The organism is Enterococcus sp. LJL120 (assembly GCF_054871765.1).
The window spans coordinates 155,643-167,649 of the sequence record NZ_JBTXLV010000008.1 but is presented as its reverse complement, the minus strand read 5'-3'; the positions used below and the strand labels follow the sequence as shown (position 1 = coordinate 167,649).

The following is a 12,007-nucleotide window of genomic DNA, read 5'->3' as shown; positions in this document are numbered from 1 at the left end:
ATTGTAGAAGTCATTTACTTAGGTGATAATCATTTTGTAAATAAAAAGAAGGAAGTGACAGCATGAAAGGAATTAAAATTGCGACTATTGGTGGAGGAAGTTCTTACACACCAGAATTAATGGAAGGTTTTATCAAACGGTATGATGAGCTGCCGATTTCAGAAATCTGGTTGGTAGACGTTGAAGCAGGAAAAGAAAAATTAGCAATCGTTGGCGCTATGGCACAACGGATGTGGGATGCTTCTCCTTATGATGTGAAAATTCATTTAACTTTGGATCGTGAAGAAGCCTTAAAAGATGCTGATTTTGTGACAACGCAATTCCGTGTTGGTCAATTAAATGCCCGGATTAAAGACGAAAGAATTCCTGCATACTACGGCATGTTAGGTCAAGAAACCAATGGTGCTGGCGGTATGTTCAAAGCCTTTAGAACGGTACCAATAATTTTAGAAATTGTTGAAGATATGAAACGTCTCTGTCCGGATGCTTGGTTGGTCAACTTTGCTAACCCAAGTGGCATGGTAACAGAAGCTGTTGTTCGCTATGGTAAATGGGACCGAGTTATTGGCCTGTGTAATGTACCTGTGATGGCGATGATGGTGGAACCAGAAGCTCTAGGTGTTGAAAAAGATGATTTAATTTACAAATTTGCTGGTTTAAATCATTTCCATTGGCATAAAGTTGCTGACAAAAATGGCAACGACATCACGTTGAAATTAATTGAAAAATTATTCACTGAAGATGCTGGCTTACCGAAAAATATCTTTGATGTTCCATTCTTTATTGAACAATTAGAACAAATGAAAATGATTCCGTGCGGTTACCACCGTTACTATTACCGGGAAGAAGAAATGTTAGACCATGCCCTTGAAGAATATAAAACAGTTGGCACACGGGCGCAACAAGTAAAACAAACCGAAGCAGAATTATTTGAACTCTATAAAGATCCAGAATTAAATTACAAACCAGAACAATTACAAAAACGTGGCGGTGCGTATTATTCAGACGCTGCTTGTGAAACAATTGCCTCAATCTATGGTAATAAAGAAACACAAATTGTCGTATCAACCAAAAACGACGGTGCCGTACCAGATCTACCAGCTGATTGTGTTGTGGAAGTAACCGCTTATGTTGGCGCTCAAGGTGCCCGCAATGTTGCCTTTGGTTCATTACCACCAGCAGAACGTGGTTGGTTGCAAGTGATGAAGAACATGGAATTATTAACGATTGAAGCAGCCGTTACTGGCGATTACGGCACTGCCTTACAAGCTTTCACAATTAATCCGCTAGTGCGCTCAGGAGCAACTGCCAAACGCATTATGGACGAATTATTTATCGCCCACAAAGATTATCTGCCACAATTCAGCGAAACAATTGCTAAATTAGAAGCAGAAGGCATCACTGTACAAGATGAAATTGCGAAAGATTTAGTCTAAAGGTCAATTTTTCCCCACAGAAAAAGAACATTTGACCAGTAAAGTAAATAATGTACTAAATATTTTAAATCAAGTTAGGAGCACAAATTCATGGCATTTAGAAAAGATTTTTTATGGGGCGGCGCAACTGCTGCCAATCAATGTGAAGGCGGATATAACGAGGGCGGCCGTGGCTTAGCCAACGTGGATGTTGTGCCAATCGGCAAAGACCGCTTCCCAATTATCGCCGGTGAAATGAAAATGTTCGACTTTGATGATGAACATTTCTATCCAGCTAAAGAATCGATTGATATGTATCACCGTTTCAAAGAAGATATCGCTTTGTTTGGCGAAATGGGCTTTAAAACTTACCGCTTATCGATTGCTTGGAGCCGGATTTTCCCAAATGGTGACGAAAAAGAACCAAATGAAGATGGCTTGAAATTCTATGAAGATTTATTTAAAGAATGCCATAAATATGGCATTGAACCATTAGTGACCATCACGCACTTTGATTGCCCAATGCATTTAATCAAAGAATACGGTGCATGGCGCAGCCGTAAATTAGTCGGCTTTTACGAAAATCTTTGTCGCGTGATTTTCAACCGCTACAAAGGCTTAGTAAAATACTGGTTGACATTTAATGAAATCAACATGATTTTACACGCACCATTTATGGGAGCGGGCCTCTACTTTGAAGAAGGTGAAAACAAAGAACAAATCAAATATCAAGCAGCTCACCATGAATTAGTTGCTTCTGCAATTGCTACAAAAATTGCCCATGAAGTGGATCCAGAAAATAAAGTTGGCTGTATGTTAGCTGCCGGCAATTTCTATCCTTATACTTGTAAGCCAGAAGATGTTTGGTCAGGGATTCAAAAGGATCGGGAAAATTATTTCTTCATCGACGTGCAATCTCGTGGTGAATATCCGGCCTATGCCTTGAAGGAATTAGAACGTAACGGCATCAAGATTGAAATGGAAGAAGGAGATACGGAAATTTTGAAGGAACACACTGTTGACTTCATTTCCTTCTCTTATTACTCTTCACGGGTAGCAACAACCGATCCAGAATTATTGGACCAAACAGCCGGCAATATTTTTGCCTCTGTCAAAAATCCTTACCTAGATGCTAGTGAATGGGGCTGGCAAATCGACCCTCTTGGCTTGCGCATCACGATGAACCAAATGTACGATCGCTACCAAAAACCATTATTCGTTGTTGAAAATGGTTTGGGGGCAGTAGACACTCCAGATGCTAACGGTTATGTGGATGATGATTACCGGATTGAATACATGAAGGCCCACATCGAAGCGATGAAGGATGCTGTAGAACAAGATGGTGTTGATTTATTAGGCTACACTTCTTGGGGCTGTATTGATTTAGTTTCTGCCGGCACTGGCGAAATGAAAAAACGCTATGGCTTCATCTACGTTGACCGGGATAACGACGGCAACGGCACCTTAGCTAGAAGCAAGAAAAAATCATTTGATTGGTACAAACAAGTTATCGCATCAAATGGCGAAAATGTTGAAAATATCAAAAGATAAGTATAACTAAACAAAGAAAAGGCGGTGACGGCTGCCTTTTCTTTGTTTAGCAAATTTTTAAAAGCGTTTTTCTCGTTTATAAAAAATATTGAAGGAGCACAACTATGGGATTTCCAAAAAACTTTTTATGGGGCGGTGCCACCGCTGCTAATCAATACGAAGGCGGCTATCTATCCGGCGGTAAAGAACCCAGCACCTTAGATGCCATCACTGGTGGCAGTCACACAGAGCCACGGCGGATCACCTTTAAAACAAAAGAAGGCCAGCTTGAATCCGTTACGAGAGAGCATCGACTGCCAGAAGGAGCAGTCGGCTATATTGATCCGGATTTATATTATCCGAGTCATGTGGCGACCGATTTTTATCATCACTATAAAGAGGATATTGCACTATTTGCAGAAATGGGTTTTAAATGCTTCCGTTTATCAATCAACTGGTCACGGATTTGTCCTAAGGGCACTGATGAAGTCAATGAAGAAGGCCTCGCTTTTTATGATGCAGTCTTTGATGAATTAAAAAAACACAATATTGAACCAGTCGTGACTATCAATCATTTTGATATTCCAATGTATTTGGCGGACAATCTTGACGGCTGGAGCAATCGCAAAGTCATCGACTATTTCTTGTTCTTCTGCGAAACGATTTTCAAACGCTATAAAAATAAAGTCAAATATTGGATGACCTTCAATGAAATTAATTTTCTGCGCAGTTGGACTCAAATTGGTATCCATGATAATTCTAAACAAGCCAAATTCCAAGCAGCTCATCATTTATTTGTCGCTAGCGGCAAAGCAGTTCAACTGGGACATGAAATCAATCCTGAGTTTCAAATCGGCATGATGGTGGCTTATATTCCAAGCTACCCGATGTCTTCGCGCCCTGAGGATGTTTTGGAAGCCTTGCAATTTAATCGTGACCAAGAATTTTATATTGACGTGCAGGTCAAAGGCTATTACCCAGCTCATAAGCTAAAAGAATTTGAGCGGGAAAACATTATCATTGAAAAAGCTCCTGGGGATGACGAAATTATCGCTAACGGAACCGTCGATTATATTGGCTTCAGCTATTACATGTCGACAGTCTCTTCTGCCAATCCAGAAAATGTTAAGTTTGTCGGCGGCAATCAAATGCCCGCCGTTAAAAATCCTTATTTAGCAGAATCAGAATGGGGTTGGGCAGTTGATCCGCTAGGTCTACGGATTTCTTTAAGCAAATTGTATGACCGCTATCACATTCCGTTATTTGTGGTGGAAAATGGTTTTGGTGCTGTCGACGTTGTTGAAGCTGATGGCAGCATTAATGATGACTACCGCATTGATTATTTCCAAAAACACGTCGCTGCCATGAAGGATGCGATTGATTTAGATGGTGTTGATCTAATCGGCTACACACCATGGGGCTGTATTGATTTAGTTTCCGCCGGCACCGGTGAGATGAAAAAGCGCTATGGTTTCATCTATGTTGACCTAGACGACAACGGCCACGGCAGCTTAGCCCGCAGCCGTAAAAAATCCTTTACCTGGTATCAAGAAGTGATTGCCAGTAATGGTGAGAAGATTTAAACAAGCTAAATTAATTAGCGCTATGAGCTAAGCTGACAGAAAAGTTTTCTTTCTAATTGAAAATAGTTACCACAAACTAATTTTGAAAATGAATTAGTTTGTGGTTTTTTTTATTAAAGAGAGAGTTGCTATCTGTTGGACTCATAGTGCTTTTTTTGCTGGTATATTGTCTGATTATCAGCTATAACTAAAGAAAAGACTTTGGAGGGTGCAATGAATCAGCAGGAATTAAAGGCTATTTTGTGGCAAGAAAATGCGATTGAATTTGAACAACGGACACAAGGCTATAATGTCAATGACCAGAACTTACCTTTTGCAGAAATTGCAGTGCCGAAAATGCCTAGCGACCATTTTTTTCGTGAGGGTAATATTTTTATTAATAAGCATCACCGTTACTCGGCGATGCCGGCCCATACTCATGAATTTGTTGAATTCAATTACATGTACTCCGGCAGCTGTGTTCAATATATCAATGACCAGCCGATTTATTTGCAGGAGGGAGAAATTTTGTTGATTGATAAAGATATCATTCAGCGGATTGACCCTCTGGCCGAAGATGATATTCTGATCAATATCTTATTAAAGGATGATTCGATTACGACAGAGATTGTCGTCAATATGGTGAAAGCTAACAGTTTAGTGAATGAATTTTTGCTGACGGCCTCAAATGAGCTATCCTCCCACAACAATTTTATTCATTTTAAAAGCGGCTCAAATGAAGAAGTCAAAGAGACATTATTTAAGATGATTACAGAATATTTTGAAAAAAAGAATTATTATATGCGCTCGCTAAATCTTTTATTGTCACTGCTCTTTATTCAATTAACTAGAGAACTAGAAGCGGAAAATCTGGAAAATTATCAGGCGGAAACCAATATTTTGGATGTTCTCCGCTATATTGACAGTCACTATCGCAACTTGAATCTTCAGGAGCTAGCGGAGGTTTTTGGCTACAATAAAAATTATCTGAGCAATAAATTAAAGAAGGAAACTGGCCGTAGCTTCCAAGAATTAATCAATACTCTGCGCTATCAAGCAGCCATTGAGATGATTGAAGAGACTGACCAAAGCTTTGAAGAAATTGCCTATCAGCTAGGTTTTGAAACCTTGCCTTCACTTTATAAATTATTCGCCAAATACACGGATAAAACACCTAAAGAATTTCGTAAACACTAAAAATATTTTGAACCTGTGACCTTAGCTTTATAGTTGAAATACTATTCAAACAACAAATTATCTGTTTAATTATGCTTTCAAAATAAGTGAAAACTCTTTTTGAAAGGACCATTATATTTTCTGAAGCAAAAATTCAGAGATGGTAATTTTGTTTGATAGTCTTTTATCTTTGCGCTCTTGTTACAGGTTTTTTTGTTGTCATCTGTGATTTGGATAAAAACGTCTGGGTTTTTGCAATAGTTGAAAATTGTAAATCCGCTTACAATGACATCAGATAAAAGAAAAGGATGTGCAGGATATGAAACAAAATGCAAAAGGGGATTTGGTTAAAGAATATACCCCATTGGCGACAGCTGCAGGAATTGGCTCCATGTTAGGGTCCGGCTGTATTGTCGGCTTGTCAGCTACAATTACTGTTTGGCAGGCGGGATTGGGTTTATCAACAGGACAGGTGGGGATTATCTCAGGTGCTCTAACATTTGCAATCGCTTTCGGTTCATTGTTTGCTGGTCAGATTACTAAAATTTTTGGATTGATTCGAGCATTTAACTGGTTGAACTTATTTTATGCTATTGGAACACTTATCTGTATTCTAGCGAATGATTTTTCCTTTTTATTAATTGGAGTCATTATCATGGGCTTTTCATCTGGTGCCGATTTGCCAATTAGTTTAACAGTCGTTTCCCACGACGCTCCAGATGAGACCACCTCTGCAAAGCTGGTCTCATCAACGCAAATTTTTTGGCAGGTAGGGGTCTTCATCTCTTATATTTGTTCTTTCTTACTGTCAGGTATTCAAGGCGTTTTAGGCGCTCGAATTGTCTTTGGTATTTTATTTATTTTTGCAGTAGTGACTTGGCTATGGCGCTTAACTTCTAAAACATTCCGCGCCTTTCATGAAGCGGGAACTATCCGCCAAGCAGAATTAAAAGCTCAAACAAGTGGCCAAGCAGAAGTCTCCTTTAAAACGGTTTTATTTGGCTCTCAAATGAAAAAATATTTCAGCTTCTTCATGGCCATCATTGTCTTTTATGTTTGCTGGAATTTATTGGCGAATACTTGGGGACAATTCCAAACCTACGCGTTAACCAATGCTGGGGCAACTCAAACACAAGCAACCGGTCTAGGAATCGTATTAAATGTAGTTTCCTTGTTAACGACCATCGCCTTTACCTCAGTAGCAGGCGGCAAATATCGCAATAAAGCCTTCTTCGTAGGAGCTTTTGTCCAAATTGCAGCAATGTTAGGCATGGCCTTAATTGGTGGCGGCGCAGGGTTTATTGCTTTGGCAATCACCATTGGTTTTTATAATTTTGGAAATCCGCTGGCCGGAGAAGCAATTTATAAAGTTTGGACGCAGGAATCTTTTCCAGCTGAAACCCGGGCTTCACTGCAGGGCTTTATCAACGGTTTTTCAAGAATGTGCTGTGGCTTGTTTGCCTTTGTGACACCTTATCTCGTTGCTCCTGGAATGATTCAACAATCCATGTACGGCTTTGCAGGAATTGTGGCAATTGCAGCAGTAGCTGGCATTGTCATGATGCGTCTGCAAAAGAAATACAATGTAGGTAGTTCCCAAGAAGAAACTGCAATAACTGCAGAAAACCATTAAAAGGAGAATCAATTATGGCTTTTACTTTTCAAATTAATCCAGATGTAACTTGGCTGCATGATGAAAAATTACTGCAAAGGGCTGAGGAAAATTTACCCGAACTAAAAAAACACCAGATTCAGTTTAAAGATATTGTTGAAATGCAATTTGACGGCAAGGGTATTGATGGTGTTGATATGATTTCCTCACCGAAAAAAATTAAGCAATTGGCAGAGTATGCTTTGGCGAAAGGTGAAAGCTTAATTTTAGACTTAGGCGACCACTATGTGGGGACCTTTCAAATAGATATCACTTCTGTCGGTTCACCGATGGATGCCCCTTTATATTTGAAACTAAAATTTGCAGAGGTGCCAGCAGAAATTGCTGCCGATTCTGCTGATTACCAAGGCTGGCTATCCCGTTCTTGGATCCAAGAGGAATTTGTCCATCTGGACGTCTTACCAGCAACTTTATCTTTACCACGCCGTTATAGCTGTCGGTATGTTGAATTATCTGTAATCGATACTTCACCAAAATGGCAAGCTAGTTTTTCAAATCCAGTTTTTATTGCAGAAAGCAGTATTGATTTAAAACATTTGCCAACTAAAGAGCTGGCGGACAAAGAACTACAAAAAATTTATGATGTGTCAGTAAAGACTTTAGCTGACTGCATGCAGACGGTTTTTGAAGATGGTCCTAAGCGGGATCGCCGTCTGTGGATTGGCGATTTACGATTGCAGGCACTGGCCAATTATGCCACCTTTGATGATTTAGCCTTAAGCAAACGCTGTTTGTATTTATTTGCAGGCATGACTACAACGGAAGGCAAAATTCCTGCTAATGTCTTTACTGCGCCAGCTTTAATTCCAGATGATACTTTTTTATTTGATTATAGCTTATTTTTTGCGACAATCTTGCATGATTATGTGCTTCACTCAAATGATCAAGTAGTTTTAAAAGAACTATATCCAACTGCTAAAAAAGCTGTTGACTTGGCATTACAGCAAGTAGACCAAGAAGGTCGCCTAGTTCTCTCTGAAGAGTGGCCAGTATTTGTCGATTGGTCCAATGAGTTTTTAAAGGATTCAGCGGGACAGGGGATTTTAATTTATGCGCTGAAACGCTTTTTAGTTCTAGCAGAAATGGTGGGAGAGCCAGAGGTGGCCGCTTATCAAAGCCAGCTATCGCAATTAGTTAATTTCAGCCAGACTCATTTATTTAACCCACAAGAACAACTCTTTTTAGTTGAATCAAATGGCGAGTACAATATTGCCAGCCAAGTTTGGTTAGTTTTGGCAGAAGTGTTTGAAACAGAGCAAAATCAACAAATTTTAAAACGGATGCAGCAAAAATTATTTCCAATCACAGGAATTGCTACACCTTACATGTATCATCATGTGGTAGAGGCTTTGTTTGTGGCCGGTTTAGACCATGATGCCGTTAAGTTAATGAAAGAATATTGGGGCAAAATGATTGAGATGGGGGCCGATACTTTCTGGGAGGCCTTTAAGCCTGAGGACCCAAGCTTTTCACCTTACGGGAGTCCGATTATCAGCAGTTTTTGTCACGCATGGAGCTGTACACCGGCATATTTGATTGAGAAATTTTTAGCTTAGTGAAGGAGTTAGTCCAATGGAAAATCTTGCAGCTCAACCCAAAATTTCTAAATGGCGCCAAAGAATTGGCTACGGTGTGTCAGATTTGGCCTGCAATTTAATTTGGCAGATGATTTCTTTATATCTTTTATATTTTTACACAGATATTATGCAGTTAAATGCCGCAGCGGTTAGTCTGATGTTTGTGTTCACCAGAATTTTTGATGGGGTGACCGATTTACTAGTCGGTTACCTAATTGATCATACGACTACCCGGTGGGGCAAGTCCCGGCCATATTTTCTCTTTGGAGCAATTCCTTTTGCAGTTTTTGCCTATCTTTGTTTCAGTGTTCCGGAAATTTCCGGTAACGGTAAGCTGATTTATGCTTACTTTACGTATTTCGGCCTTTCACTTTCTTATACTTTAGTCAATGTACCAATGGCTTCGGTGTTACCCAGCTTAACAAATGACACCAAAGAGCGGACGGCTTTATCGACTTCGAGAAAGTTTTTCGGATTTTTAGGTGCGACGATAGTCAGTGCATCTGCTCTGCGATTAGTTCAAGTTTTTGGTCAAGGTAATCAAATTTTGGGTTTTAGAATTTTAATGGCCGTTTTTGGTGTGGCAAGTTGTCTGTTGTTCTTCTTTACTTTTTTTAATATTCGAGAAATTCCAACACCGCATATAAAAGTCAAACTACAAGATGTTTTTCATTCTTTAGCCCAAAATAAGCCATGGAAAATTTTTGCTCTCAACATTTTATTTATGTGGACGGGTTATTTTCTGCAAACTAGCGCGTTAGTCTACTATTATACAGTGGTTGTCGGCAGTACAGCATTATCGGTCACAGTGGCAACAATCATGTCAGTGATTCCGATGGTGGCAAACTTTTTTGTGCCTTTTCTTGCGGGACGTTTAGGTAAGCGAAATCTGTATCTGCTGGCCGCGGGTGTTCAAGGTTTAGGTATTGTCCTGATTTTATTGGGGCAAGCCAACCATACAATCATCATCGCTGGTGCAGCAATTTCTGCAGTAGGCTACGGGCTTAAAGAGAGTATTTACTTTTCGATGCAAGCAGATCCGGTTGATTACAGTCAGTGGAAAACAGGAATCAATGTTGCTGGATCGCTTTCGGCAATTAATGGTTTTCTAGGCAAGGTAGCTCAAGCGCTGTCTGGAGGCTTAGCAGGTGCGCTTTTAGCCTGGGGCAATTATCAGCCGGATGCAACGGCGCAAAGTAGCCAAGCCATTTTCGCTATTCAAGCGATGTATGGCTATCTGCCATTATTGTTGATTATCTGCTCGATGATAACTATGAGCTTTTACGATTTAGATAAACAATTTCCTTTAATCAAAGCTGAATTGTCAGCAAATCAAAATTAGTCTGAAGGCCTTCTCTGTAAAATACGTCAATCAGTTTGCAGAGAAGGATTTTTGTAGTACAGACTTATGCTTTATGGTAAACTATCCTTCGAGGTGAAAATGGTGAGCAAAAAAAATAAAGATATCGAAATCCGTGTGGAAGCCAGTGAGAAAACAGTTAATGGCAGCCAAGTGACAGTCAATCAATTATTTATTGGAAAAAAACAAATTGGTGAAGTTATCGAAAAAGGTCCGAAGAATTTCGATTATGAGATGAGCGGTGGTTTTAAAGGCTCAGTCAAGACTTTTGACGAAGCGGTTGAATTAATTATTCGCCAATGGAATTTGCAAGAGTAAGATAACAAAAAAAAGTTTGGAAAAAGACTTGTCAAACCCTGAGAAATTATGTATTATATCTAAGTCAGGTTTTTTACTAGCTGACCTGAGAGCTGAGAAAATTTCAGCTAATAGCTTGGAGGAGTAGCGAAGTGGCTAAACGCGACGGACTGTAAATCCGTTCCTTAGGGTTCAGTGGTTCGAATCCACTCTCCTCCACCATTGGGGTATAGCCAAGCGGTAAGGCAAGGGACTTTGACTCCCTCATGCGTTGGTTCGAATCCAGCTACCCCAGTAAAATAACAAATTGCTCGTCAAGCCGCTGCTTGACGAGTTTTTTATTTCAAATAGAAATTCTAAAGTGCTCCTCCTTGCAGTTTTTTTTGACTTAGGTAAAATAATATTGAAGACAAAATTTCAAGGAGGAAAACAAATGGCCTTAAAAGCAAGAATTCAAGAAGCGGCTGAAAAAGTTTACGATATCATTAAAGATGATAAATATGATGTCGAAATGAGATTAACCACCAAAGGTAAAGGCGTTAAAGTAAAAACCAATCGCAATACTCAACACAATAAAAAATGGGGCGCCAAAATTCACTAAGCATGACTAAGTTATTGCTTGAAGTTGGGACTTCAAAAAAATTCTGGACCAGAGGGAATTTCCTTTGGGCCAGAATTTTTTTATCTTTCAACTTCTAAACCGAGAACCGTCAGATGACCATTACCGACTAGTTTGATCACTAGGCGGGCTAGGTGATTGGCGGGCATCTCAGTGTCGCTGGTGAGCCACCAGTGGAGTGTGCCGACAAAAATGGAAGTCATATATTCCACCACAAAATCAATCGGCACTTCAATATCATTTTCAGTGATTCGCAGCTTTTTGAAGACATCGTCGTATTTTTCATAAAGAATGTCAGCTAGTTTTTGCCGCAGTAATTCATTGGAGGAGCCATCCATTATTAATAGGAAGAAAGTTCTATTTTTATGGATTTCTTTGTAGATATTAGTCAGTAAAATTTCGATTGTTTTGACTTTGATGCGATTGCCTTGGACCAGCTCAGATGGATCAAGAATATCTGAAAAAGCTTTGACAGCAAAACCAAAAATATGATCGTATAAATCCTGTTTGTCTTTAAAATGAGCATAAAAGGTTGCCCGATTAATCATCGCTTCATCGGCGATATCTTGAATGGTTAAATTATCGTAGCCTTTTTCACTAACGAGTTTGATAAAAGCTTCAATAATCATTTTGTGGGTTCGCTTGACCCGCAAATCTGTTTTCTTCGCCATAAAAAAACCTCTTTTTTTCCAACAAAATAAAAACATTTGTCGTTTATCTCACAAAATGCAGAATATTGCTTGTTGAAAATTAATTAAAATCTTTCTAAAATAGATACATATAGTATATCAAACAGTTT

Annotated in this window: 10 protein-coding genes and 2 tRNA genes; 11 read left to right on the top strand and 1 reads right to left on the bottom strand. The window is 39.4% G+C overall.

All coding sequences use genetic code 11. The annotated features are described in order from the left end of the window. Positions 1-62: 62 nt before the first annotated feature. The 11 genes from ACYSNU_RS14360 (at position 63) to ACYSNU_RS14310 (ending at position 11,190) form a co-directional block, all read left to right on the top strand. Positions 63-1,436: a 6-phospho-beta-glucosidase gene (locus ACYSNU_RS14360; RefSeq protein ID WP_461737876.1), complete on the top strand. Its 1,374-nt coding sequence runs from the start codon at positions 63-65 to the stop codon at positions 1,434-1,436. Positions 1,437-1,526: 90 nt separating this feature from the next. Then, on the top strand, positions 1,527-2,966 hold the full coding sequence (locus tag ACYSNU_RS14355; protein WP_265458945.1) for a 6-phospho-beta-glucosidase: 1,440 nt from the start codon (positions 1,527-1,529) through the stop codon (positions 2,964-2,966). Between the two features lie 104 nt (positions 2,967-3,070). After that, positions 3,071-4,528, top strand: a complete 1,458-nt coding sequence (locus ACYSNU_RS14350; protein WP_461737875.1) for a glycoside hydrolase family 1 protein — start codon at positions 3,071-3,073, stop codon at positions 4,526-4,528. A gap of 213 nt (positions 4,529-4,741) precedes the next feature. Next, entirely contained in the window at positions 4,742-5,704 is a 963-nt protein-coding gene (locus ACYSNU_RS14345) for an AraC family transcriptional regulator (protein WP_265458947.1), read from the top strand. 298 nt (positions 5,705-6,002) lie between these two features. After that, positions 6,003-7,316, top strand: a complete 1,314-nt coding sequence (locus tag ACYSNU_RS14340) for an MFS transporter (protein WP_461737874.1) — start codon at positions 6,003-6,005, stop codon at positions 7,314-7,316. Between the two features lie 14 nt (positions 7,317-7,330). Then, positions 7,331-8,911 carry an alpha-L-rhamnosidase-related protein gene (locus ACYSNU_RS14335; RefSeq protein WP_461737873.1) on the top strand — a complete coding sequence of 527 codons (1,581 nt, stop codon included), beginning with the start codon at positions 7,331-7,333 and terminating at the stop codon, positions 8,909-8,911. A 16-nt stretch (positions 8,912-8,927) separates the two neighbouring features. Further along, positions 8,928-10,274, top strand: a complete 1,347-nt coding sequence (locus ACYSNU_RS14330; protein WP_461737872.1) for an MFS transporter — start codon at positions 8,928-8,930, stop codon at positions 10,272-10,274. A 102-nt stretch (positions 10,275-10,376) separates the two neighbouring features. Continuing rightward, positions 10,377-10,610, top strand: coding sequence for a DUF2969 domain-containing protein (locus ACYSNU_RS14325; RefSeq protein ID WP_461737871.1), 234 nt, complete (start codon positions 10,377-10,379; stop codon positions 10,608-10,610). A gap of 117 nt (positions 10,611-10,727) precedes the next feature. Further along, positions 10,728-10,811: transfer RNA gene (locus tag ACYSNU_RS14320), tRNA-Tyr, on the top strand. A 1-nt stretch (position 10,812) separates the two neighbouring features. After that, positions 10,813-10,884: transfer RNA gene (locus tag ACYSNU_RS14315), tRNA-Gln, on the top strand. Between the two features lie 138 nt (positions 10,885-11,022). Further along, on the top strand, positions 11,023-11,190 hold the full coding sequence (locus ACYSNU_RS14310; RefSeq protein WP_461737870.1) for a hypothetical protein: 168 nt from the start codon (positions 11,023-11,025) through the stop codon (positions 11,188-11,190). 80 nt (positions 11,191-11,270) lie between these two features. Here the strand turns inward: ACYSNU_RS14310 and ACYSNU_RS14305 are convergent, their stop codons facing one another. After that, a complete protein-coding gene (locus ACYSNU_RS14305; RefSeq protein WP_461737869.1) occupies positions 11,271-11,879 on the bottom strand; it encodes a TetR/AcrR family transcriptional regulator in 609 nt (202 codons plus the stop codon). Positions 11,880-12,007: the final 128 nt, after the last annotated feature.

What these genes read in the sequence shown, in the direction of transcription:
- ACYSNU_RS14360 (WP_461737876.1), top strand. Translation starts at nt 63, where the DNA reads ATGAAAGGAATTAAAATTGCGACTATTGGTGGAGGAAGTTCTTACACA.
- ACYSNU_RS14355 (WP_265458945.1), top strand. Translation starts at nt 1,527, where the DNA reads ATGGCATTTAGAAAAGATTTTTTATGGGGCGGCGCAACTGCTGCCAAT.
- ACYSNU_RS14350 (WP_461737875.1), top strand. Translation starts at nt 3,071, where the DNA reads ATGGGATTTCCAAAAAACTTTTTATGGGGCGGTGCCACCGCTGCTAAT.
- ACYSNU_RS14345 (WP_265458947.1), top strand. Translation starts at nt 4,742, where the DNA reads ATGAATCAGCAGGAATTAAAGGCTATTTTGTGGCAAGAAAATGCGATT.
- ACYSNU_RS14340 (WP_461737874.1), top strand. Translation starts at nt 6,003, where the DNA reads ATGAAACAAAATGCAAAAGGGGATTTGGTTAAAGAATATACCCCATTG.
- ACYSNU_RS14335 (WP_461737873.1), top strand. Translation starts at nt 7,331, where the DNA reads ATGGCTTTTACTTTTCAAATTAATCCAGATGTAACTTGGCTGCATGAT.
- ACYSNU_RS14330 (WP_461737872.1), top strand. Translation starts at nt 8,928, where the DNA reads ATGGAAAATCTTGCAGCTCAACCCAAAATTTCTAAATGGCGCCAAAGA.
- ACYSNU_RS14310 (WP_461737870.1), top strand. Translation starts at nt 11,023, where the DNA reads ATGGCCTTAAAAGCAAGAATTCAAGAAGCGGCTGAAAAAGTTTACGAT.
- ACYSNU_RS14305 (WP_461737869.1), bottom strand. Translation starts at nt 11,879, where the DNA reads ATGGCGAAGAAAACAGATTTGCGGGTCAAGCGAACCCACAAAATGATT.